Raw genomic sequence first — 22,973 nt, 5'->3', positions numbered from 1 at the left:
AGCGGGCCCCGTCGAGGCGCGTCCCCGGATCGCTGCGCCGCGCTCGCGATGACGGACGGTGTGCAGGGTGCCTCAGTAGGCCTTGCCGCGGGCCGAGACCGGCCAGAGCGTCTCGACCCGGCCGTTGCGGACGCCGACATACCAGTCGTGGACGTTGCAGGTCGGATCGCAGTGGCCGGGGACGAGGCGCAGACGGTCGTTGACCTTCAGCCGGCCCTCGGGATCCTCGATCACCCCGTGCTCGTCGGAGCACTTGATGTATTTCACGTCGTCGCGGCCGAAGACGAAGGGCAGGCCCGAATCGACCGACTGCACCTTAAGTCCCGCGTCGCAGATCGCCTTGTCGGCCTTGGCGTGGCTCATCACGCTGGTGAGGATGAACAGGGCGTTCTGCCACTCGCCCGCGTCGATGCGCTTTCCGTCCCGGTCGCGGATACGCCCATAATCGGCATCCATGAACGCGTAGCTGCCGCATTGCAGCTCGTTGTAGACGCCGGATCCCGCCTCGAAATAGTAGCTGCCGGTGCCGCCGCCGCTGACGAGCTCCGGCTCGAGGCCCTCCCGGTTCAGCGCCGCGACGGCGTCGCGCACCTGGGCGATGGCCGCGTCGAGCTTGGCACGCCGCTCCTCGTAGCCGTCGATGTGCTGCATGGCGCCCTGGTAGGCCTGGAGGCCCGCGAAGCGCAGGTTCGGCGCGGCCGCGACGGCCCGGGCGATCGCCACCACCTCGGGGGTCGTCCGCACGCCGCAGCGGCCGGCGCCGCAATCGATCTCGACGAAGCAGTCGAGCTGCGTGCCGTGCCGCTGCACCGCCGCCGAGAGGTCGGCGACGTTCGCCACGTCGTCGAGGCAGACGATGATGCGGGCACCGTGCAGCGGCAGCCGCGCCAGACGGTCGATCTTGCCCGGGTCGCGCACCTGGTTCGAGACCAGGATATCCTTGATGCCCGCGCGGGCGAAGACTTCCGCCTCCGAGACCTTCTGGCAGCAGACGCCGCAGGCGCCGCCGAGGCTCTGCTGGAGCTTCAGGATGTCGACGGACTTGTGCATCTTGCCGTGGGCGCGGTGGCGCATCCCGTGCGCCTTGGCGTAGTCGCCCATCTTGCGGATGTTGCCTTCCAGCGCGTCGAGATCGACGATCAGGCAGGGCGTCTGGATCTCGTCCTCGCGCATGCCGGGCAGCGCGGGGACGTCGAAGCCGACTTCGAGATCGGCGGATCGGGCGTTCATGTGCATCGTGGGCCTCCCGTTATTGCCAGGGCAGCGCGTCGAGATCGACGTTCCCGCCCGTGATGATCACGCCCACCCGCTTGTTCGCGAAGACGGGGCGATTCTTCAGCACTGCCGCCAGGGCGACGGCGCTGGACGGCTCCATGACGATCTTCAGCCGCTTCCAGATCAGCTGCATCGCCGCGACGATCTCGGCCTCGGAGACCGTGAGGATATCCGCGACGTGGTGGCGGACGAAGTGCCAGGTGAGGTCCTTCAGCGGCACCTTCAGGCCGTCCGCGACCGTCACCGGCGCGTCGTCGGCGATGATCCGTCCGGCCTTCAGGCTGCGATGGGCGTCGTCGGCCTGCTCGGGCTCCGCCGCGTAGACGGCGATGTGCGGGGCGAGCCCGGCCAGCGTGAGGCAGGTGCCCGATACCATGCCGCCGCCGCCGATCGGGGCGATCACCGCGTCGAGATCCGGGACCTGCGCGATCAGCTCGCGGGCGCAGGTCGCCTGCCCGGCGATGACGCGGGGATCGTTGTAGGGATGCACGAACTCCGCACCGGTCTCGGCGACGACCTCGGCGAACACGGCCTCGCGCGATGAGGTGGACGGCTCGCACTCCACCACCCGGCCGCCGTAGCCGCGCACGGCGTCCTTCTTCGCCTGGGGCGCGGTGCGCGGCATCACCACCGTGCAGGGGATGCCGCGCCGGCCCGCCGCGTAGGACAGGCAGGTGCCGTGGTTGCCCGACGAGTGGGTCGCCACGCCCCGGGCAGCCTGCGCGTCGGTGAGGCTGAAGACGGCGTTCGAGGCGCCCCGCGCCTTGAAGGCGCCGGCCTTCTGCAGGTTCTCGCACTTGAAGAACAGCTGCGCGCCGGCCGCTTCGTCGATGATCCGCGAGGTCAGGACCGGCGTCTCGTGGATGTAGGGCCGGATGCGCTCGTGCGCGGCCAGGACGTCGTCGAGGGTGGGCGTGATCAGGGCGCTTTCCATGGCGCTCCCCTCAGGCGGCGGCGCGCAGGGCGGCGGCCGGGGCGCGGCGGTACACCGCCTGCGCGGCCGCGACCCCCGATCCCAGCGCGATGCGCAGGCCGAGATCGACCATCGCCATCTCGGCGGCGGCGATCCCCGACAGCGCCATCACGTCCGTGAGGCTGCCGAGGTGGCCGATGCGGAAGACCTTCCCGGCGACCTCACCGAGGCCCACCCCGAAGGCGACGTCGTAGTGGCGCGCCGCGTGGGTGACGATCCGCGTGGCGTCGAAGCCCTCCGGGGTGCGGATCGCGCTCACCGTGTCCGAGTAGAGGTCCGGGCGCGCGGCGCAGAGTTCCAGGCCCCAGGCGGCGACGGCGGCGCGGATCCCGTCCGCGATGCGGCGGTGCCGGGCGAAGACGGTCTCGAGCCCCTCGGCCAGGAGCAGTTCCGTCGACAGCTTCAGGCCGTTCAGGAGGCCGACCGCCGGCGTGTAGGGATAGGCGCCGTTCGGGTAACCCTTCGCCATGTCGCGGATGTCGAAATAGGTCCGCGGCAGCGTCGCCGTCGCCGTGGCGGCCATGGCCTTGGGCGAGAACGCCACGATGGCGAGACCCGCGGGCAGCATGAAGCCCTTCTGCGAGCCCGTCACGGCGACATCGATGCCCCACTCGTCCATGCGGAAATCCATGGACGCGATCGAGCTGACGCCGTCGACCAGCAGCAGGGCCGGGTGGTTGCTGGCATCCAGCGCGCGGCGCACGGCGGCGACGTCCGAGCGGACACCGGTCGCCGTCTCGTTGTGCGTGACGAGCACGGCCCGGATGCGGTGCGCCTTGTCGGCCGCGAGGGCCTCGGCGAAGCGATCCGCCGGAAGCCCCTCGCCCCACGGGGCCTCGATGACCCGGACATCGAGGCCGTGGCGGCGGGTCATGTCGATCCAGCGGTGGCTGAACATGCCGTGGCGCGCCGCCAGCACCGTGTCGCCGGCGCTGAGCGTGTTGGAGAGCGCGGTCTCCCAGCCGCCCGTCGCCGTCGACGGGAAGATGAACACCTCGGCGTCCTCGCTCTTCAGGACCTTCTTCACGCCGGCGAGCGCCGGATGAAGGATCTGCGCGAAGAGCGGCGACCGGTGATCCAGCGTCGGCATGTCGGCCGCGCGGCGAAGCACTTCCGGCATATTGGTCGGGCCGGGAATGAAGACGGGATTCTGTGCGAACATCGGCGGCGCTCTCCTCCAATACGGGAACGATAGCACCGCCGACACCGTATTGATATTTTCTTGAAAAACTTTTTCATCGACGAGTGAAGCGCAAAAAGACACGCTGTGGCAACGTCTTACCTTTTTCCGTTGTGAGAAAAATTTTTCCATCCTAGGAATTGCGCGGGATCGGCGAAGGCGAGGACGCCATGGATTCGGGAAACCGGCGGCGCGGGCGGCCGAAGGGGTTCGGGGGCGCCAAGCCGGCGGCGACCATCCAGGCGCTCGACCGCGCCCTTGATGTCCTCGACGTCCTGGCGGGCGGCGACGGGCTGACGCTCTCGGAGCTGGCCGGCAGGCTCCAGCAATCCGTGGCGACCATGCACCGGGTCCTCGCGACGCTCGAGCGCCGCGGCCTCGTCGAGATCAGCGCCGACAAGCAGGAGTGGCACGTCGGTGCGGAGGCCTACCGGCTCGGATCGGCGTTCCTGCGCCGCCACAACGTCGTCGAGCGGAGCCGGTCGATGATGTGGACGCTGATGCAGGAGACCGGCGAGACCTCCAATCTCGGCGTCGAGAAGGACGGCAACGTCCTGTTCGTCAGCCAGGTGGAGACCCACGAGACGATCCGCGCCTTCTTCCCGCCGGGCTCCCTGTCGCCGCTGCACGCGTCGGGCATCGGTAAGGCTCTGCTGAGCACCTACGCGCCGGCCCGGATCGAGCGCCTGTTCCGGGGAAAGACCTTCGCGCGGTTCACCGACAAGACCATCGGCTCACTTGACCAGCTGCGCGACGACGTCGAGGCGACCCGCCGCCGGGGCTACGCGATCGACGATGAGGAGCGGAGCATCGGGATGCGCTGCGTCGCCGCCCCGATCCTCAACGTCCACGGCGAGGCCATCGCGGGGATCTCGGTGTCGGGGCCGACGCACCGGCTGTCCGACGAGAAGCTGCGCGCGATCGGCGAGCGGGTGCGGAGAGGCGCCGCCGCGGTCTCGCGCGCCCTCGGAGCGCCCGCCGCGACGATGACCGCGACGCCCGACGCGCCGGGCGCGCCCGACCGGGACTGACCAGCGGTGCTCCAGTGCGGCGAGGCGCGCCCTAGCGCCCGGGATGCCGGCGGCGCGGATCGACGGTGCCGACCGCCGACGGGGGCCTGCCGTCGCCGTCGAGGATACCGGCGCGCCCGTCCGGCGCCGTCCGCGGATCCGCGAGCGTCGCGCGGCCCTGGAGGCCGCCGGGGGCGGTGACGGCCGGGATGCCGGCGGGGGCGGTGAAGCTCTGCGCCAGGGCGGGCCCGGACAGGCCGATCCCGATCACGGCGCCGATCAGAAGACGAGAGGTCATGGCGGAGGTCCAGCTCAGGTCTGTCGCCGGGATCATCCCGGCCGCGTTACGCCTCGATGTGGGATCCGCGACCCCGGGGTCCAACACGCGGGACGAGCCCCCGTGTGCCCGCGCACGGCGCCGCGTGCCGCGCCGCCCGGACGGTGCTGCCCCGCGGCCCGCGTCCGCCCCGCAGGGCTCCGTGACCGTGGCGGGCGAAAGTCCGGAACGGAGAAGCCGAGCTTCGAGTTGAGGGGCGGCTGAATCAGGGGCCATCCGTGAGACCGTCTCTCCTCGCCACGCTCGGGCTGCTGCTCGTCGCCTACCCGCACGCGTCCGGGGCGCAGGGCGTTCCGGACTCGCGAGGCGTCCAGAGCGTCCAAGACGTGCAGGATGTCCGAGACCTGCCGGCCGCGACCGTCGAGCCGGGCGAGCCTCGCCCGGGACCGCCCCCGCCGCTCCCGGACATCTCGGACCCGAACGGACGGGCCGGCGAGGCCCTGAACGAGCCCGGCGAGCGCTCCGGCATCCCGAAGGCCTTGCGCTCCTCCGGATCGAAGGCGGGCGGGCCGGCCAACGACCTCAACCCGAGCGGGCAGGCAGAGGCGCCGGCACCGCCGAAGGGCGACCTGGGCCGGGTCATCACCGGCAAGGAGCTGTTCCACGGCAATTACTGCGGCACGGGTCAGCGCGGCGAGGGGCTGCCGCCGACCGACGCCCTCGATGCCGCGTGCATGCGCCACGACGCCTGCTACGACGCGGCGGGCTACCGTTCGTGCGCCTGCGACGCGACGCTGAGGCGCGAGGCTTCCACCGTGTCGGACAGCCCGGACGCGGCGCTGGAGGTGCGGCGCCGGGCGCTGAGCGTGATCGAGGCTACCGCCGCGATGGCGTGCCGCGCGCCCTGAGCGCCCGCCGCGATGCGGGAATCTCGCCCCGGTGACGCCACCATGGACTTGCATCCCGGCGCATGCCTGCTTTGACGGGCCGCAGTCGAAGTCCGGTCTCGCCCCTTGTCCCACCGCACCGCATCGCAGGGTCCTGTCGCGCCCGCCGCCCGCCGCGGGGCGGGCGCGGCGCGCTGGATCCCGCCCGCGATCCTGGCCGCCGGCCTCCTCGCGACCGGGCTGAGCACGGCCCTCACCTGGCAGGCGGCGGCGCTGCGCGACCGCCTGACCTTCGAGCACGCCACCGAGATCGAGCTGCGCACGGTCGAGGACCAGTTCCGCACCTACACGGCGCTCCTGCGCGGCGCCGCCGGCCTGTTCGCAGCCGACGGCGACACCGTCACGCTGGCCCAGTTCCGGGCCTACGTGCAGCGGATCGAGTTCCAGCGCCTCTACCCTGGCTTCCTCGGCATCGGCTTCACGCCGACCCTGCCCGCCTCCGCGCGGGAGACGTTCGCCGCGCGCGCCGCGGCCCTGGGCGTCGAGAATGCCCGGGTCCGGCCGCCGACCGACAACCCGATGATCAGCCCGGTCCTGTTCGCCGAGCCGCCGAACCCGCGCAACCTCGCCGCCATCGGCTACGACGTGATGTCGGACCCGGTGCGGCGCGACATGGTCGAGCGGGCCCGCGACACCGGCCAGCCGGCCGCCTCGGCGCGGATCCAGCTCGTGCAGGAGATCGACGCGAACAAGCAGGCGGGCTTCCTCGTCGCCATGCCGGTCTATGCCGGCGGCGCCGTGCCGCCGGACCTCGAGGACCGGCGGCGGCGCTTCCTGGGCTTCGTGTTCGGCGCCTTCCGGGCCGACGACCTGTTCAACAGCATCGTGGCGGCGGAGGCCGAGGAGGACGCGGCCTTCGCCATCTACGACGGCGCGCCGAGCGAGGCGAACCTGCTGCACCGGTCCGCGCGGGCCTCCGCCGCCGGGGCGGCGCGCCTCACCCGCGAGGCGCATCTCGATCTCGGCAACCGCACCTGGACCGTGGCGTTCGCGCAGCGCGTCTCGCCCCGGCGCGGCTCGGCGCTGCCGGAGATCTGGCTCGTCTGCGGCGGCGGCCTGTTCGCCACAGCCCTGCTGGCCTTCGCTGCCTACCGGCAGCGCCGCACGCAGGACGAGATCCGCCAGCTCAACGCCTCACTGGAGGCCCGCGTCGAGGAGCGGACGCGCGATCTCCGGGCGGCGGCCGACCGTCTGCGGCAGGCCGGGGAGGAGCGGGCGCGCATGGAGGAGGCGCTGCGCCAGTCGCAGAAGATGGAGGCGGTGGGCCAGCTCACCGGCGGGCTGGCGCACGACTTCAACAACCTTCTGGCGGGCATCTCGGGCTCGCTGGAGCTCATCGAGGCCCGCATCGCCCAGGGGCGGTCGAAGGATGTCGGCAAGTACATCGCGGCTGCCCAGGGCGCCGCCCGGCGGGCCGCGGCGCTGACCCACCGCCTGCTCGCCTTCTCGCGCCGCCAGACGCTGGCGCCCAGGGCGATCGACGCCGACCGGCTGGTCCGCGGGATGCTCGACCTGATCCAGCGGACGGTCGGGCCGAGTGTCGAGGTGCGGCACGTCGGGGCGGACGGGCTCTGGGCCGCGCTCGCGGACCCGTCCCAGCTGGAGAACGCGCTCCTGAACCTCTGCATCAACGCGCGGGACGCGATGCCCGGGGGCGGCCGGATCACCATCGAGACCGACAACCGCTGGATCGACAGGCAGCAGGCCGACGCCCAGGACATGCCGGAGGGGCCGTACCTGTCGCTGTGCGTGTCCGATACCGGCACCGGCATGCCCCCGGAGGTCGTCGCCCGGGCCTTCGACCCGTTCTTCACCACCAAGCCGATGGGCGAGGGCACCGGCCTCGGCCTGTCGATGATCTACGGCTTCGCCAAGCAGTCGGGCGGTCAGGTCCGGATCACCTCGACGGTCGGTCAGGGCACGAACGTGTGCATCTACCTGCCGCGGCACTTCGGCGAGGCGGACGCGGACGGGCCCGACCCGGGCAGGGGCCTGATGGCGCAGGCCGAGGCGGGCGAGACCGTGCTGATCGTGGACGACGAGCCGACGGTGCGCATGCTGGTGACGGACGTGCTGAGCGACCTCGGCTACACGGCGATCGAGGCCGCGGACGGCGCGGGCGGGCTCAGCGTGCTGCAATCGGGCGCGCGGATCGACCTGCTCGTCACGGATGTCGGCTTGCCCGGCGGCATGAACGGGCGCCAGATGGCCGACGCCGCCCGGGTCGGCCGACCGGAGCTGAAGGTGCTGTTCATCACCGGCTTCTCCGAGACCGCGCTGCCGGGCGACGGGCGTCTCGAGCCCGGCATGGCGGTGCTGACTAAGCCCTTCGCCGTGGAGGCCCTGGCCGCCCGCATCCGCGAGCTGATCGCGCGCTGAGCCGGGCCGGCCGCGACGGCGGCGCACCGCCTGTCTCGAGGTGCGCCGGATCGGCGCAGGGCGCCCTCAGGCGGCACGGCCGCGGCCACCGCCGCCCTGCCATTCGTTGAGATCGCGGCCCCGGAGGCCTATGCAGGGACACCATGGAACTCCAAGCGTCCACCGCCCGTCCCCTGGCGCCCCCAGTCCGCACGCCGTCGCCGCGCGGGCCCGCTGCGCCGTTCCTGCCCATGAGCCGAGCCGAGATGGCGGCCCTCGGATGGGAGTCCTGCGACATCGTGCTGGTGACCGGTGACGCCTACGTGGACCACCCGAGCTTCGGCATGGCCATCATTGGCCGGCTGCTCGAATCGCAGGGCTTCCGGGTCGGCATCATCGCCCAGCCCGACTGGCACTCGGCGGAGCCGTTCAAGGCGCTCGGCAAGCCGAACCTGTTCTTCGGCGTCACCGGCGGCAACCTCGATTCGATGGTGAACCGCTACACGGCGGACCGGCGGTTGCGCCACGACGACGCCTACACGGCCGGCGGCGAGGGCGGCCGGCGCCCGGACCGCTGCACCATCGTCTACACGCAGCGCTGCCGCGAGGCCTTCAAGGACGTCCCGGTCGTGCTCGGCGGCATCGAGGCGTCGCTGCGCCGGATCGCGCACTACGATTACTGGTCCGACAAGGTGCGCCGCTCGATCCTGGCCGACGCCAAGGCGGACCTGCTGATCTACGGCAACGCCGAGCGCGCCGTGGTCGAGGTGGCGAACCGCCTCGCGGCCGGCGAGGCGCCGCACCAGCTCGACGCGATCCGGGGCGTCGCCCTGTTCCGCCGCGTGCCTGCCCACTACACCGAGCTGCCCGCCGACGACCTCGACTCGACGGACGAGGCCGCCACCCGCCGGCCCGGCGAGACCGTGATCCGGCTGCCCGCCTACGACGAGGTCAAGGACGACAAGGAGGCCTACGCCCGCGCCTCGCGCGTGCTGCACCGGGAGGCCAATCCCGGCAACGCGCGCCCCCTCGTCCAGCGCCACGGCGACCGCGACCTGTGGCTCAACCCGCCGCCGATCCCGCTGACCAGCGACGAGATGGACGCGGTCTACGACCTGCCCTACGCCCGCGCCCCGCACCCGTCCTACGGCGACGCGAAGATCCCCGCCTGGGACATGATCAAGTTCTCGGTGACGATCATGCGCGGCTGCTTCGGCGGCTGCACCTTCTGCTCGATCACCGAGCACGAGGGCCGCGTCATCCAGAACCGCTCGGAGGGCTCGATCCTGCGGGAGATCGAGCGGATCCGCGACAAGACCCCGGGCTTCACGGGCGTGATCTCGGATGTCGGCGGGCCGACGGCGAACATGTACCGGATGGCCTGCAAGGACCCGAAGATCGAGGCGGCGTGCCGGCTGCCCTCCTGCGTCTTCCCGGACGTCTGCCCGAACCTGAACACCTCGCACGACGACCTGATCCGGCTCTACCGGAAGGTCCGCGAGGTGAAGGGCGTCAAGAAGGTGATGGTCGCCTCGGGCGTGCGCTACGACCTCGCGGTGAAGAGCCCCGAATACATCAAGGAGCTCGTCACCCACCACGTCGGCGGGCGCCTGAAGATCGCGCCCGAACACACCGAGCGCGGCCCCCTCGACAAGATGATGAAGCCGGGGATCGGCACCTACGACCGGTTCAAGGAGATGTTCGACGCCGCCGCCAAGGAGGCGGGTAAGAAGTACTACCTGATCCCGTACTTCATCGCGGCGCATCCGGGCACGACCGACGAGGACATGATGCACCTTGCGCTCTGGCTCAAGAAGAACAACTACCGCGCCGACCAAGTCCAGACGTTCCTGCCCTCGCCGATGGCGACCGCAACCGCGATGTACCACACCGAGATCAACACGCTGCGGGGCGTGAAACGCGGCGGCAGCGAGTCGGTCGAGGCGATCAAGGGCCTGCGCCAGCGCCGGCTGCACAAGGCGTTCCTGCGCTACCACGACCCCGAGAACTGGCCCCTGCTGCGCGAGGCGCTGCGGGAGATGGGCCGCGCCGATCTCATCGGGCCGCGGCCGGACCAGCTGGTGCCGTTCTCGCAGCCGCCGGGGACCGGCGCCGGGGCGGGCCGGACGGGCGGCCAGCCGCGACCCCGCTACACGGGCGGCGGCCAGCGCTTCACCACGAAGGGCGTGCCGCTGCGCAAGTGACGGTTCGTGACGGGTTCGGCGCGCCGTAACGAATTGATACGCGCCGGCCATATTGCCGCGCGGCCGGCCGGTCAGCCTCACCGGCGATCGACACGGAGGTCGCGATGGCTGTCGCCTGCCCTGTTCTGACGCCCGAAGAGCGCAAGGCGTCCGAGATCCTGGACGCCGCGCAGCGCGCGATGATGGAGACGGTGCAGGCGGCGGTGGCGGAGGCCGCCGCGCGGGTGCGCCAGCAGAATTTCGACGCCGGCCTCGACCTCACCCCGCCGCCCAGGGCCTATTTCGAGTCCGTGGTGCACCAGCGGATGTACCTGACGCTCTGCGGGGCGGCGGTCGGCACGTTCGCGGGCGGCGACGCCAGGACGGCGATCAGCCTCATCCGGAATCAGCAGCTGATCGCCAACCGCTACTGGGGGGCCGGGATCGCGGTGACGCCGCGGGCGCCGTGACGGCGGCGCCCTTGAGCGCCGCCGGGATCGTCCTGGCGCGCGTCGACCGGCTCGCCGGGATCAGCGCCTACCCGTGGACCCTGACGCGGCGCGTCTTCAGCCCGCAGCAGGCCGAGGCCGAGGCGCTCGTCCTCGGCTGGATGGCGGAGGCCGGCCTGTCGGCCCGGCGCGATCCCGCCGGCAACCTCGTCGGCCGGGTCGAAGGCGCGGTCCCGGGCGGCCCGGCCGTCGTCGTCGGGGGCCACATCGACACGCGCGAGGATGCCGACCGCTACGACGGGACGCTCGGCGTGTTGATCGGCATCGCCGCCGTCGAGCGCCTGATCCGGCACGGACCGCCGCCGCGCCACGCGGTCGAGGTCGTCGCCTTCGTCGCGGACGCGGCCAGCCGGTTCGGTCCCCGGCAGCTCGGCAGCCGGGCCGTGGTCGGGCGGCTCGCCCCGGACGCGCTGGACTGGGACGACGCCTACGGCGTCACCCTGCGTCGCGCCCTGGAGGCGCACGGGCTCGACCCGGCGCGCCTCGCGAGCGCGCGCCGGGCCTCGGACGCGATCCTGGCCTATCTCGAGGTCGCCGCCGAGGCCGGCCCCGTGCTGGAGCGATCGGGAGCGCCGGTCGGGATCGTGCCGGCCCTGTCGGAATCGACGATGCTCCGGGTCACGCTGACGGGCGCCGCCGTCGACGCGGCGGCGAACCCGATGCCGGGCCGGCGGGACGCCCTCGCCGGGGCGGCCGAATGCGTCCTCGCCGCCGAGCGCGTCGGCGTGGCGCGGGAGCGGGTCACCGTGACGGTCATGCGCCTCGACGTCGCGCCGGTGCCAACCTTCGTGGTCGCGGGGTCGGCGACACTGGGCGTCCGCGTCGATTCCGCCGACGACGGCGCGCGGCGCGCGGCCGTGGCGGAACTCGCCGCGGCGCTCGAGGCGGTCGCGGCGCGGCGCTGGCTGGGGATCACCGTCGAGCGCAGCGTCGATCCCGATGCCACCCGGTGCGATCCCGGTCTGGTCCGCCTGTTCGAGGAGGCCGTCGAGGCCGCGGGACACCGCGCCGTGCGGCTGGCGCAGGGCGTGACCACCGACGCGTCCCACATGGCCCTGCTCGGACCGATCGGCCTCGCGCTGATCCGCTGTCGGGGCGGCGTCGGCTGGGGGGCGGCGGGGATCGTCGACCCGGCGGACGTCGCGGTCGGCCTCGACGTGCTCGCCGGCGTTGTCGGCGCGCTCGCGGGCGGCGCGCCCTCCCCGCGCGAGCCGCGGGACGGGCACCTCAGCCCGCCTTGGCCGGCAGGGTGAAGAGGTCGATGAAGGACCGCGCCAGGTCGGCGGGGCCCGCGACGGCGAGCGTCCCGCCGGCGCCGTCCCGGTCCAGCGGCGCCTTGCCGTAGACCGTGCGGCGCATCGCCATCGTGTCGCCGGTGAAGGCGAGGTCGGGCGCCTCGGCGACGCCCCGCCGCACGCGGATCTCGCCGCCGGCCACCGTCGCGACGAAGTCCTCGCCGGGGAAGTGGAAAGCGACCGTCGCCGACAGCGCCGACGCCCGCCCGCGGTCGACCAGGGCCTCGAGCGACATCATGGCCGACGCCCCCGACATGAACAGGCTCGGATCGTGCCGCGGCGAGCGGGCGGCCCAGCGGCCCAGGTCGCGCATCAGGGGTGCTGCCTCGCGGCCCCAGTCGGTGAGATCGTAGACCTGCACGTTGGCCGGCGACGGCAGCCGGTACCGCAGGGCGATGCCCGCCACTGCCAGGCTCTCCAGCCGCTGCGTCAGCACGTTCGCGCTGATCCCCGGGAGGTTCGCCCGGATCTCGCTGAACCGCCGGGGGCCGTAGACCAGCTCGCGCATGATCAGCAGCGACCAGCGCTCGCCGATGAACTCCAGCGCGAGGGCCGTGCCGCAGGCGTCGTCGTACAGGCGCTCGCGAGGCCGGGATCCTAGATCAGTTATTTTTTCTGACTTCATAGTTGCTTTGTGTAACCGAGAATGCGAGCCTGGGCAAAGCGGGGCCGGAGGGGGCGCCGCGCCGCGGCCGCAGAGCCGATTGTCACGGAGGAGCGCCCGATGCCACCCGCCGAGGGGACACCCATCTGGTTCGAGCTGAACGCGTCCGACCCGGACGCCGCGCAGGCCTTCTACGAGGCGGTCGCGGGCTGGCGCGTCGCGCCGTCGCCGATGCCGGAGCACGGCGGCTACCGGATCGCGGAGGCCGACGGGGCGCCCGTGGCCGGGATCCGGCGGCCGATGCCCGAGGCCCCCGGCCTCCCCGGCTGGGCGGTCTACCTCGCGACCTCAGACGTCGACGCCCTGGCTTCCCGCGCGGTCGATCTCGGCGGCGCGGTCCGGTTCGGGCCCGTCGACATCCCCCATGTCGGCCGGTTCGCCATGGTGAGCGACCCGCAGGGCGTGGTCTTCGCCGCGATGAATCCGGCCCGTCCCGGCGCGAGCCGGGCCTTCGGGCCGGTGCCGCTCGAGACGGAGCGGACGCGCGGCCACGGCGTCTGGATCGAGCTCGCCACCCCCGATCCCGCGGCGGCCCTCGCCTTCTACGGGGCGCTGTTCGGCTGGGAGAAGCTCGGCGCCATGCCGATGGGCGACTTGGGCGAGTACGCCTTCATCGGGCGGGGCGACCTGCGCCCCGGCGCGGTGATGTCGAGCGCGGCCACCGGCGCGCCGGCCCGCTGGAACTGGTACATCCACGTCGCCGACATCGACGCCGCGCTCGCGACCGTCCGGGCGGCGGGCGGCACGGTCCTCCAGGGACCCGACCCGATCCCCGGCGGCAGCTACGCGGCCAACATCGCCGATCCGGCGGGCCACCAGCTCGGCCTCGCCGGCCCGCGGCAAGCCACGTGAGGAGCGTCCGGCCATGACGAGCGACAAGCTGACGACCTGCCTGTGGTTCGACTGCGGCGAGGCCCGCAAGGCCGCGGAATTCTACGCCGCGACCTTCCCCGACAGCCATGTCGGCGCGCCCATGAACGCCCCCTCGGATTTCCCCGGCGGGTCCGCGGGCGACGAACTCACGGTCGCGTTCACCGTCCTCGGCCGGCCATTCGTCGGCCTGAACGGCGGCCCGGCCTTCCGGGCCAACCAGGCGGTCAGCTTCATGGTGCTGACCGACGATCAGGCGGAGACCGACCGCTACTGGGACGCCGTCGTGGGCCACGGCGGCGCGGAGAGCGCGTGCGGCTGGTGCACGGACCGCTGGGGCTTCTCCTGGCAGATCACGCCGCGCGCGCTCCTGCACGCCAACAGCCACCCCGACCGGGCTGCGGCCCGGCGCGCGTTCGAGGCCATGATGACCATGCGCAAGATCGACATCGCCCGGATCGAGGCTGCCCTCCGCGGGGTCTCCGCCCATGCGTAAGATCACCGGCTCCCTCTTCCAGTCCCTCGACGGCGTGATCCAGGCACCGGGCGGTCCGGAGGAGGATCAGACCGGCTTCGCGCACGGCGGCTGGACCTTCCCGTACTTCGACGCGTCGCTCGCCGGGCCGATGGGCAAGCTGCTCGGCGGCGATTACGAGCTGCTGCTCGGCCGGCGCACCTACGAGATCTTCGCCGCCTACTGGCCGCACAACGCCGAGCAGCCGATCGGCGCGACCTTCAACGCGATCCGCAAGCATGTCGTCACCGGAAGCGACGCCGCGCTCGACTGGAACAACAGCCGCCGCCTCGCCGGCGACCCCGTCGCGGCGGTCACCCGCCTCAAGGAGAGCGAGGGCCCCGACCTCCTCATCCAGGGCAGCAGCAGGCTCTATCCGGCGCTGCTTCCGGCGGGCCTCATCGACCGGCTCGTCTTGATCACATTCCCGGTCATGCTCGGCCGCGGCAAGCGCTGGTACGCGGACGACCCGGCGGCGGCCCGCACCTGGACGCTGGTCGAGCAGAGCCACTCGCCGAAGGGCGTCCACGTCGCGGTGTTCGCGCGGGACGGGGCGGTCCAGACCGGCAGTTTCGCCAGCAAACCACCCAGCGCGGACGAGATCGCGCTCCGCGAGCGCCAAGCGGCGGGTCGCTGGTAGACCGCCGCCTGCGGCAGCGACCGGCTGGCCGCGCGCGGCACGGGGTCGTGACCCGTCGGAAGCCGGCAGGTCCCGTGTCAGCCCTCCCCTCCCTTCACCCCTCTTGGCGGCCGCGCCGCGGCCGGGGTAGCCTGCCGCCAGGCCGATGCGGCCTGCCGCTCGCCCCGGAACCGGGATGGTGAACGCATCGCGGACGACCCACCCCCACCGTGTCCCTGACCGGCGCCGGGTCGGCAATGCGGGCACCGACGGACCGACGCCGGCTCGGGGAGAGGACCATGACGACCGTCGATCAGGCCAAGACCATGGCCAAGCGGTTGCGCGCCGCGCTGGCAGCCCGCGACCTCGCCGTCCCGCACGCGGCCGCCCTCGAACTCGTCGCCGCCGGGCTGGGCTTCGACGACTGGAACACCGCCTGCGCCGTCCTGGACCGGGACGCGGATGACGGCCCCCGTTTCCTGGCGGCGGTGCCGGTTCTGCGCATCTTCGACGAGGCCAAGGCGCGCGCGTTCTACTGCGGCTTTCTCGGCTTCACGCCCGGGTTCGAGCACCGGTTCGAGCCGGGTCTGCCGCTCTACATGGAGGTCGCCCGCGCGGGATTGCGGTTGCACCTGACCGAGCACCACGGTGACGCCACCCCCGGCTCGACCGTGTTCGTGCCGATGCGCGGCATCCGGGCCTATCACCGGGCGCTCACCGACCAGCGCTACGGCTATGCCCGGCCCGGCATCGAGCAGGCGCCCTGGGGCGAGGTGCTGGAGGTGGCGGATCCGTTCGGGAACCGGTTGCGATTCTGCGAGCGCCGGACCGGGTGACCGGTCGGGCGGGCGGTCCGATCCGCCGCCGACCCAGCATCTGGACTCGATCGGCACCTAACGGCGACGACGGCGTTCAGAGCGACGCCCGAGGCGTGGTGTTGCCCTCGATCGCGAAGGCGGCCTGTGGGGAAAGGCCGATCCCGGGCGCATCCCCATCGCCGGCCGGGTCCCGATGCCGCCGGCGTGCTGGGCCCGCCTCCAGTCCGAAAGCGGATCGTAGGTGCCGGCCCGGAGCCCGTGCTGCAGCGCTCTCACTGCGACGGAGCCGCACGCTCGTATGGGTGCTCCCATAACGACCTTGACGTGGGTTAATAGGGGCGATCTCAAAAAACTTATTGAACATAGACGCTAGGTCTAATATCTGACAATTTTTATATCAATATTGGGAGAGTTGGCCACATCGCTTTGGTGCGCGCCTGCCTTTCTGGGATCGATTAAATTGCGTTGGAGGGAGCGATGACTGATTTTTTCAAGCAAATCATTCATGCGCCACAGTTGCTTATTGCCTGGACAATGTTTTTCGGGTTCGGACTGGCATTTTATGTAGCTTATATTGCAAAGAACCGCGCGAAATTCTCATTCCGTGGACTTGCGAAGCACTGCGTACCGTTCAATGTCCTCACGGAAAAAAGCTTCCACACAGATGTAAAAATATACATCATTGGAAAATTAACAGGCAGTTTCATCGTGATACCTGCCATATTTCTCACTGCTGTTTGTTGCAATGCATATAGTTCTCTCGCGCATCTACTTTTCCCGGATTTCAAGAAACTCGAGTTTAGTATTTTTTATGCCAGTATTTGCACGATCGTCGTGTTCGTTGTCGTAGAATTCTCGGATTTTATCTACCATTATGTTGAGCATAAAGTGCCGTTCCTGTGGGAGCTTCATAAGGTCCATCATTCGGCGCAAACTCTGAACCCTCTGACATCGAAGCGAGGCCATCCCGTGGGGATGGCGCTCGAAGCCATCGTTCGAGGGCTTCTGACTGCCGTGCCCGGTGGCTTGTTCATGTTCCTGTTCGGTCTCAGCGTCGTTGAGGCAACGTCACTATCTTGGGTCGCATCGAAAGTTTTTATTCTTCTCACTCTCGATCCGCTGAAGCATTCGCATCTTCCGATAAGCTTGGGTTTCTTCGATAAATTCCTGATCAGCCCGCATATGCACCAGATACATCACAGCAAGGTGCAGGCGCATTGGGACAAAAAGTTCGGTACAAATTTGTCTATATTCGATTGGATGTTCGGGACTGCCTACAGACCGAGTCGGAACGAGATGCCGGTATTCGGTATCTCTGGCCTCAAAGACGAAACGTTGATGAAATACAATTCTCTGTACGGGTCCTATGTCGCGCCTCTGACCAGGAGCTACAGAAAGATCCGGAAAATGTTCAATCATGAAACAGGCTCAACCGAGCGATCGGCATCCTAGCTGAGGGCTCATTCAGGCCCATGCGATGACACGGGAGACGAGCGCGACGGCGGCGAGATGATCATGGGTCAAGCGATCGTGGTGGGTCGTGACGGGCCGCCAGTTTCTGAGGTGTCCGCAAAGGCGCGCGACTCGATTGCGCCGCCGGTCGGCGATCCGGCTGTGCTTGTAGGGCACCGTCCGCGTGGCCGTGGACGGGATGGTGGCGATCAGTTCGGTGGCTCTTGAGCCAATCCCCCAGGCTCTGCGCGTCGCAGGCTCTGTCGGCCGTCAGAGCCCGCGATGAGCCACCTGTTGTAGCGGTTGTGGATCGTCGTGTGGGTGCCGTGGGCGGAGGGCGTGTCCTGCCAGCGGCAGCCGACCTTCGGGACGTGCCGGATGCCGCTGATCGCCCGCCTGTCGTCGATCCGAGGTTTGCCCGGTTGGCCATGCGGCAGAAGCGGCTCGATCCGCGCCCAGGCGTCGTCTGAGAGCTAGAACAACCGCGCCATCGCGATCCTCTCGCGCGGAGAACTCCACAATCAGGAAGCGGACGCGAGCGGACGCAGATCGTTGTATGAGTGCCCGAACCAGGGGAGGAGGGCCGCGATGGGCGTCGATATCGCGCGCGTGAAGGCGCTCATCGCGACGTTGGCGGCGGTGACCTCCGCCCCCCATTTTCACAGGACGGCCTTCCGGACGCCGCGCAAGACCTTCGCGACGCTGGACGAGGTGGGCCACGACATCAACCTGATGTTCGACCCGGACCAGCGCGACTTCTTCTGCGAGCAGGTGCCGGCGGCTTTCAGCCCCGTTCCGGGCGGCTGGGGGCGGATGGGCGCGACGCGGTGCGACCTCGCGATCGTCGACGAGACGACCCTGATGTCGGCCCTGACGGCGGCCCATCGGCTCGCCGCGCCGAAGCCGCGCACGCCCCGACGACCGTGACGATCCCGACCCCCCAAGGTCGGGCCGAGATCCGTCCGCCGGCCAGACCTCAGGCCGGGATCCGTCCGTCGGGCGTGTAGCGGTCGACGGCCCGGGGGAGCTCGCGGGACAGCCGGGAGAGCAGCTCATCGCGGGACAGTCCCGTCCGCTGGGTGAGAGCCGCGAGGACGTCGGGTCCGATCGCCTGTTCCAGGTGGTGCGGCGCGATCTCCTGGTTCGGTCCCGTCTTGACCCAGGACTGGGCGGCCGTCCCGTGACCGGCCTGCTGGAAGCGGTCCAGCATCTCGCCGAGGCCGCTGTGCAGGAACCCGCCGGGAGCCTCGCCGCGCCTGTCGCCCAGCAGGCCGCCGAGGAGACCGCCCAGGCCGGCACCGGAGCCGCTGTTGGAGCCGCTGTTGGAGCCGTCGGCCGGGCCGCCGGGGCCTGCCGGCGCGGTCTGACCGGCGCCGCCCAGCAGTTCCGCGAGCTTGTCGCGGTTCTGGTAGCCCGCCAGGGCGAGGAGGCCCAGGAGCGCCGTCATCGAAGGGTAGCCATCACTCATGGTTCGTCTCCCGCTGCGGGCAGCGGGCCCGCGCCCGTTCGCCACGCGACGCCAACCAACGCGCGCGGACCCGGTTGCGATGCGGGCGGCCCCGCCGAGGCCGGCGCGGCCGCATCGCGAACGGCTCTAGCCCGCCGCGGCACCGACGGGGTTGTCGACGCCGATCGGGTAGGTGCCGTGCCCCGCCCGCACGCGGCCGTCCTCGAAGACGAGCACCTCGCTGACGCTCACACCCTTCTGATTGCGATACTGGATCACCAGCGTGTCGATGCCCGCGAAGACCTGCTCCACCGCGAAGTGGAGGTCCGGGATCCGCCGCAGGGCCTCCGTCCAGTAGGCGCGCAGCGCATCCTTGCCCCGCACCGTTCCGCCCGAAGCGGGAACGATCCGCGCGGCGCCCGGCGAGGTGAACACGGCGTCGTCGTGGAAATGGGCCAGCACCCGCTCGACATCGTGCGCGTTCCAGGCGGCGCACCACGCATCGGCGAACGCGTTCCAGTCCACGGGGTGCGACATCCCGGTGATCCCCATGCAAGTGCCGGACTCGGGCACCGCGTGACGGGCCGACGGGAGGCTACCGCACGCTCGCGGCGATGGGTAGGCCGACGGGCCCCGGGACAGGGCCGGCCGAGGAGCTGCATGCCCTCGGCGCCGGCGAACCCGGCCGCAGGTCGGCTCAGCGCCACCCGAGCGCGGGGGCCACGTGCGTGAGCAGGCTCTCGATGAGGTGGGCGTTGTAGGCGACGCCCAGCTGGTTCGGGACCGTCAGCAGCAGGGTGTCGGCCTCCGCGATCGCCGTGTCGGCGCGCAGCTCGTCGACCAGCCGATCCGGCTCCGCGGCGTAGGAGCGGCCGAACACCGCGCGCATGTTGTCGATGATGCCGACCTGGTCGCTGCTCGTGCCGCGCCCGAAATAGGCGCGGTCGAGGTCGTTCACGAGCGCGAAGATCGAGCGCGAGACCGAGACCCGCGGCGTGCGGGCGTGTCCCGCATCCTGCCACGCCTGCCGGTAGCGGCGGATCTGCCTGGCCTGCTGAACGTGGAACGGCTCGCCGGTCTCGTCCGCCTTCAGGGTCGAGCTCTGCAGGTTCATGCCCTGCTGCGCCGCCCAGATCGCGGTCGCGTCGGAGGCCGATCCCCACCAGATGCGGTCCCGCAACCCCTCGGAATGCGGCTCCAGGCGCAGGAGTCCAGGCGGGTTGGCGAACATCGGCCGCGGGTTGGGCTCGGCGAACCCCGTTCCCTTCAGGAGGTCGAGGAAGACCTCGGTGTGCCGGCGCCCCATATCGGCGTCTGTCTCGCCCTCGGCCGGGGCGAAGCCGAAGTGCCGCCAGCCGTCGATGACCTGCTCGGGCGAGCCGCGGCTGAGCCCGAGCTGCAGGCGTCCGCCCGCGATGAGGTCCGCCGCGCCGGCATTCTCGACCATGGAGAACGGGTTCTCGTAGCGCATGTCGATGACGCCGGTGCCGATCTCGATGCGCTTCGTCCGGGCGCCGACTGCCGCCAGCAGCGGGAAGGGCGAGGCGAGCTGGCGCGCGAAATGGTGGACCCGGAAATACGCGCCGTCCGCCCCGAGCTCCTCCGCGGCGACCGCGAGGTCGATCGACTGGAGGAGTGTGTCGGCCGCACTGCGCGTCGCCGATCCGCCGGTCGGCGACCAGTGCCCGAAGGACAGGAACCCGATCGTCTTCATTTGCAGAACCTCCGCCCGCCTGCCGGGACCGGCGATAGCCGCCGGAATCCGGCCGGGCAACGATCCCGCGCCGCGGGGCTGACCCGCGCGGCTGGCCGCGCGCCCGGCGATCCGGCAGACTCGGTCCCGGTGACCGGGCTCGGTGACCGGGCTCGGTGACCGGGCCCGGTGATCCGGCGGGCCGGCACGAAAGTGGCAGGGGCACCGGCGGGCCCGTCCCGGGGACCGGCGCTCGGGGAGGCGTAGCGATGGACCGCGTGTCCGCCATCTCAGCAGCTGTGCGCGCGCAGCGCGGCCGGGTCGAGGCCCTGTTCGCGGAGCTGGCCCGGTGCGGCCGGATGGAGCCCGGGTTCACCCGGCCCTCCTACAGCCCGGAGGAGACCGCGGCGCACGCAACGGTGGCGCGCTGCGCCTCCGATCTCGGCCTCGCGATCGCCCGGGACGCCGCCGCCAACACCGCCATGACGCTGCCGGGGCGGGACCGAACCCTGCCGCCGATCCTGATCGGCTCCCATCTCGACACCGTGGCCCAGGGCGGCAACTTCGACGGTGCCGCCGGCGTGGTGGCCGGGCTCGCCGCCGTCGCGGCCATCCGCCAACTCGGCCTGGAGCCGGAGCGGGACATCTCTGTCCTGGGCATCCGCGCCGAGGAGAGCGTCTGGTTCCAGGTCTCGTATATCGGGAGCCGCGCGGCGCTCGGAGCACTGCCGGACGGGGCGCTCGACGCGGCCCGGATCGACACGGGCCTCAGCCTCGCCGACCACATCGCCCGGGAGGGTGGCGACCCGGACGCGCTCGCCCGCGGCCCGGCGGCCTTCGACGCAGCCGCGATCCACGCCTTCCTGGAGGTGCATATCGAGCAGGCGCCGAGCCTCGAGGAGGCCGGGATCCCGGTCGGCCTGTGCACCGGGATACCCGGCAACGTCCGCTATCCCGACGTCCGCATCGCCGGCCGCTACGACCATGTCGGGACGCCGCGCCGCTTCCGGCGCGACGCGGCCATGGCCGGGGCCGAGATCGCCCTGGCGCTGGACCGGGTCTGGGCGGAGCGCGAGGCGGCCGGGTGCGCGATGGCCGTCACCTTCGGCCGGTTCCACACCGACGCCGCGGCGCACGGCCTGACCACGGTCCCGGGCGAGTTCCGGTTCAGCCTCGACATGCGGGCCTACGCGGCCGCGGTGCTGGCAAAACTGGAGGCGGCGTTCCTGGCAGCGGTGGCGGAGGTGTCCGATCGCCGCGGCGTGACGGTGACGCTGGGTCCGCGCGCCGAGGCGGGCGTCGGCGCCGTCGCGCCGCGGATCCGCGACGGGTTCGCGGCGGCCGCGGACGCCCTCGGCATCGCGACGCGGCCCCTCGGCAGCCCGGCCTCCCACGACGCCGCCGCCTTCGCGAAGGCCGGCGTGCCGATGGCGATGCTGTTCGTGCGCAACGCCAACGGCAGCCACAATCCCCGCGAGGCCATGGCGATCGACGACCTGCTCGACGCGGTGGCGATCCTCACCGCGTGGCTCGTGGCGGAGACCTGCGGCGCCTGACGGACGCCCTGTCAGGCGGCGAAGCGCGCGAGGCGGCCGACGGGCTCGCCCAGCACCGCGTCGTCGCGCATGACGGGGATCCCGCGCACGATCGTGGCGACGGGCCAGCCGGTGACGTCGAGGCCCGCGAACGGCGTCCAGCCGCAGGGCGAGACGATCCAGGATTCCTCGATCCTGCGGCGGGCCTTAAGGTCCACCAGGGTGAAGTCCGCGTCGTAGCCGGCGGCGATGCGGCCCTTGCCGAGGAGCCCGTAGACGCGGGCCGGCCCGGCCGCCATCAGGTCGACGAGGCGGGCGAGGGACAATCGCCCCGCCGCGACGTGGTCGAGCATCACCGGCACCAGGGTCTGGACCCCAGTGAGGCCGGCCGGGCAGTCCGGCCAGGGCTGCGCCTTGGCGGCCCGCGCGTAGGGCGCGTGGTCGCTGCCGACCGTGTCGACGGTGCCGTCGCGCAGGGCCGCCCAGGCGGCCGCCCGGTGGCACGCGTCGCGAATCGGCGGGTTCATCACGCCGAGGCCGCCCAGCGTGTCGTAGCAGTCCGGCGCCACCTGGGTCAGGTGATTGACCACCACCTCGACGGTGGCGACGTCGCGGAAGTCGCGCAGGTAGGCGAGTTCCTCGGCGGTCGAGACGTGCAGAATGTGGGTCGCCCGGCCGGTCTTGCGGGCGAGGGCCATGAGGCGCCGCGTTCCCAGGAACGCGCATTCCGGGTCGCGCCACTCCATGTGGGTCCGGTAGGGCTGGCCGCGTTTGAACAGCGGCTTGCGCGCTTGGAGCCGGTCCTCGTCCTCGCTGTGGAAGGCCATGCGCCGGTGGCCGGCGCGCATCGCCCGCTCGAGATGGGCGTCGTCCTCGATCATCAGCGCCGCCGTGGAGCTGCCGGCGAAGACCTTGACGGCGCAGACGCCCGCCTCGCCCTCCAGGGCGGCGAGCGCGTCGATATTGGTCTTGGTGCCGGCCACGTAGAGGCCGATGTCGCACCAGCTGCGGCCCGCGACGTAGTCGCGCTTCCAGGCGAGGCGCCCGGCGTCGGCGATCGGCGGGACGGTGTTGGGCATGTCGAAAAGGGTTGCGATGCCGCCGAGGATCGCGGCCCGCGTGCCGGTCTCGGTCGTCTCCACCGCCGGGTCGCCGGGATCGCGTAGGTGAACGTGGCTGTCGATCAGGCCGGGCAGGACGTGCAGGCCCGCGGCGTCGATCACCGCCTCCGCCGTCGCTCCGGCCGGGACCCCGAGGGCCGCGATGCGCCCGTCGCGGATCCCGACATCCGCCGTCTCGGTGCCCCACGGCGTCACGCAGGTACCGCCGCGGATCAGGAGGTCGTACTGCATCG

The 22,973-nt window shown here is 71.4% G+C and carries 22 protein-coding genes and 1 pseudogene; 13 read left to right on the top strand and 10 right to left on the bottom strand.

Annotated elements, in window-relative coordinates:
- Window positions 1-72: 72 nt before the first annotated feature.
- The 3 genes from bhcC to bhcA are packed head-to-tail and all read right to left on the bottom strand — an operon-like array spanning window position 73 to window position 3,410.
- Entirely contained in the window at window positions 73-1,230 is a 1,158-nt protein-coding gene (bhcC, locus tag ACLBYG_RS17920) for a 3-hydroxy-D-aspartate aldolase BhcC (RefSeq protein WP_447682287.1), read from the bottom strand.
- A gap of 19 nt (window positions 1,231-1,249) precedes the next feature.
- On the bottom strand, window positions 1,250-2,209 hold the full coding sequence (bhcB, locus tag ACLBYG_RS17915; protein WP_056530229.1) for a beta-hydroxyaspartate dehydratase BhcB: 960 nt from the start codon (window positions 2,207-2,209) through the stop codon (window positions 1,250-1,252).
- A gap of 10 nt (window positions 2,210-2,219) precedes the next feature.
- Window positions 2,220-3,410, bottom strand: a complete 1,191-nt coding sequence (gene bhcA / locus ACLBYG_RS17910; RefSeq protein ID WP_447682286.1) for an L-aspartate--glyoxylate aminotransferase BhcA — start codon at window positions 3,408-3,410, stop codon at window positions 2,220-2,222.
- Between the two features lie 188 nt (window positions 3,411-3,598).
- Between bhcA and bhcR the strand changes: the two genes are divergently transcribed.
- On the top strand, window positions 3,599-4,459 hold the full coding sequence (bhcR, locus tag ACLBYG_RS17905) for an HTH-type transcriptional regulator BhcR (protein ID WP_447682285.1): 861 nt from the start codon (window positions 3,599-3,601) through the stop codon (window positions 4,457-4,459).
- A 31-nt stretch (window positions 4,460-4,490) separates the two neighbouring features.
- On the opposite strand, the gene ACLBYG_RS17900 is transcribed toward bhcR, so the two are convergent.
- Window positions 4,491-4,736 carry a hypothetical protein gene (locus tag ACLBYG_RS17900; protein WP_447682284.1) on the bottom strand — a complete coding sequence of 82 codons (246 nt, stop codon included), beginning with the start codon at window positions 4,734-4,736 and terminating at the stop codon, window positions 4,491-4,493.
- 257 nt (window positions 4,737-4,993) lie between these two features.
- Between ACLBYG_RS17900 and ACLBYG_RS17895 the strand changes: the two genes are divergently transcribed.
- The 5 genes from ACLBYG_RS17895 to ACLBYG_RS17875 all read left to right on the top strand — a co-directional run bounded on the left by ACLBYG_RS17895 (window position 4,994) and on the right by ACLBYG_RS17875 (window position 11,965).
- Entirely contained in the window at window positions 4,994-5,623 is a 630-nt protein-coding gene (locus ACLBYG_RS17895) for a phospholipase A2 family protein (protein ID WP_447682283.1), read from the top strand.
- 105 nt (window positions 5,624-5,728) lie between these two features.
- Window positions 5,729-8,041, top strand: a complete 2,313-nt coding sequence (locus ACLBYG_RS17890; protein WP_447682282.1) for a CHASE domain-containing protein — start codon at window positions 5,729-5,731, stop codon at window positions 8,039-8,041.
- Window positions 8,042-8,184: 143 nt separating this feature from the next.
- Entirely contained in the window at window positions 8,185-10,224 is a 2,040-nt protein-coding gene (locus ACLBYG_RS17885; protein ID WP_100251719.1) for a YgiQ family radical SAM protein, read from the top strand.
- 104 nt (window positions 10,225-10,328) lie between these two features.
- On the top strand, window positions 10,329-10,673 hold the full coding sequence (locus tag ACLBYG_RS17880) for a hypothetical protein (RefSeq protein ID WP_447682281.1): 345 nt from the start codon (window positions 10,329-10,331) through the stop codon (window positions 10,671-10,673).
- Between the two features lie 11 nt (window positions 10,674-10,684).
- Window positions 10,685-11,965 (top strand): hydantoinase/carbamoylase family amidase, encoded by a 1,281-nt coding sequence (locus tag ACLBYG_RS17875; RefSeq protein WP_447682280.1) that lies wholly within the window; start codon window positions 10,685-10,687, stop codon window positions 11,963-11,965.
- Here the strand turns inward: ACLBYG_RS17875 and ACLBYG_RS17870 are convergent.
- Window positions 11,940-12,632 (bottom strand): winged helix-turn-helix transcriptional regulator, encoded by a 693-nt coding sequence (locus ACLBYG_RS17870; RefSeq protein ID WP_447682279.1) that lies wholly within the window; start codon window positions 12,630-12,632, stop codon window positions 11,940-11,942. The genes ACLBYG_RS17875 and ACLBYG_RS17870 overlap by 26 nt on opposite strands.
- 99 nt (window positions 12,633-12,731) lie before the next feature.
- Between ACLBYG_RS17870 and ACLBYG_RS17865 the strand changes: the two genes are divergently transcribed.
- The 5 genes from ACLBYG_RS17865 to ACLBYG_RS17845 all read left to right on the top strand — a co-directional run bounded on the left by ACLBYG_RS17865 (window position 12,732) and on the right by ACLBYG_RS17845 (window position 16,944).
- Window positions 12,732-13,523, top strand: a complete 792-nt coding sequence (locus tag ACLBYG_RS17865; RefSeq protein WP_056530210.1) for a VOC family protein — start codon at window positions 12,732-12,734, stop codon at window positions 13,521-13,523.
- A gap of 13 nt (window positions 13,524-13,536) precedes the next feature.
- Window positions 13,537-14,037 carry a VOC family protein gene (locus ACLBYG_RS17860; RefSeq protein WP_447682278.1) on the top strand — a complete coding sequence of 167 codons (501 nt, stop codon included), beginning with the start codon at window positions 13,537-13,539 and terminating at the stop codon, window positions 14,035-14,037.
- Window positions 14,030-14,695, top strand: a complete 666-nt coding sequence (locus tag ACLBYG_RS17855) for a dihydrofolate reductase family protein (protein WP_020094505.1) — start codon at window positions 14,030-14,032, stop codon at window positions 14,693-14,695. The genes ACLBYG_RS17860 and ACLBYG_RS17855 overlap by 8 nt, the downstream gene beginning before the upstream one ends.
- Window positions 14,696-14,973: 278 nt before the next feature.
- Window positions 14,974-15,510, top strand: a complete 537-nt coding sequence (locus tag ACLBYG_RS17850) for a glyoxalase superfamily protein (RefSeq protein ID WP_447682277.1) — start codon at window positions 14,974-14,976, stop codon at window positions 15,508-15,510.
- A gap of 459 nt (window positions 15,511-15,969) precedes the next feature.
- On the top strand, window positions 15,970-16,944 hold the full coding sequence (locus ACLBYG_RS17845; RefSeq protein ID WP_447682276.1) for a sterol desaturase family protein: 975 nt from the start codon (window positions 15,970-15,972) through the stop codon (window positions 16,942-16,944).
- Window positions 16,945-16,956: 12 nt separating this feature from the next.
- Here ACLBYG_RS17845 and ACLBYG_RS17840 read toward each other — a convergent pair.
- A pseudogene (locus ACLBYG_RS17840) lies at window positions 16,957-17,393 on the bottom strand (transposase).
- A gap of 139 nt (window positions 17,394-17,532) precedes the next feature.
- Between ACLBYG_RS17840 and ACLBYG_RS17835 the strand changes: the two are divergent.
- On the top strand, window positions 17,533-17,871 hold the full coding sequence (locus tag ACLBYG_RS17835) for an MmcQ/YjbR family DNA-binding protein (protein ID WP_447682275.1): 339 nt from the start codon (window positions 17,533-17,535) through the stop codon (window positions 17,869-17,871).
- Between the two features lie 49 nt (window positions 17,872-17,920).
- On the opposite strand, the gene ACLBYG_RS17830 is transcribed toward ACLBYG_RS17835, so the two are convergent.
- From ACLBYG_RS17830 to ACLBYG_RS17820, 3 genes are all read right to left on the bottom strand, one after another.
- Window positions 17,921-18,412 (bottom strand): YidB family protein, encoded by a 492-nt coding sequence (locus ACLBYG_RS17830; RefSeq protein WP_447682274.1) that lies wholly within the window; start codon window positions 18,410-18,412, stop codon window positions 17,921-17,923.
- Window positions 18,413-18,538: 126 nt separating this feature from the next.
- Entirely contained in the window at window positions 18,539-18,928 is a 390-nt protein-coding gene (locus ACLBYG_RS17825; protein WP_447682273.1) for a nuclear transport factor 2 family protein, read from the bottom strand.
- Between the two features lie 160 nt (window positions 18,929-19,088).
- On the bottom strand, window positions 19,089-20,105 hold the full coding sequence (locus ACLBYG_RS17820) for an LLM class flavin-dependent oxidoreductase (protein ID WP_447682272.1): 1,017 nt from the start codon (window positions 20,103-20,105) through the stop codon (window positions 19,089-19,091).
- Between the two features lie 248 nt (window positions 20,106-20,353).
- Here ACLBYG_RS17820 and ACLBYG_RS17815 point away from each other — a divergent pair, with 248 nt between their 5' ends.
- The gene (locus tag ACLBYG_RS17815; RefSeq protein ID WP_447682271.1) at window positions 20,354-21,640 is read left to right on the top strand and encodes a hydantoinase/carbamoylase family amidase; all 1,287 of its coding nucleotides are present in this window, start codon (window positions 20,354-20,356) and stop codon (window positions 21,638-21,640) included.
- An 11-nt stretch (window positions 21,641-21,651) separates the two neighbouring features.
- On the opposite strand, the gene ACLBYG_RS17810 is transcribed toward ACLBYG_RS17815, so the two are convergent.
- Window positions 21,652-22,971, bottom strand: coding sequence for a dihydroorotase (locus ACLBYG_RS17810; protein WP_447682270.1), 1,320 nt, complete (start codon window positions 22,969-22,971; stop codon window positions 21,652-21,654).
- Between the last annotated feature and the right edge of the window lie 2 nt (window positions 22,972-22,973).

Source organism: Methylobacterium sp. D53M (genome assembly GCF_053345625.1).
This window is presented reverse-complemented; position numbering and strand designations above follow the sequence as displayed.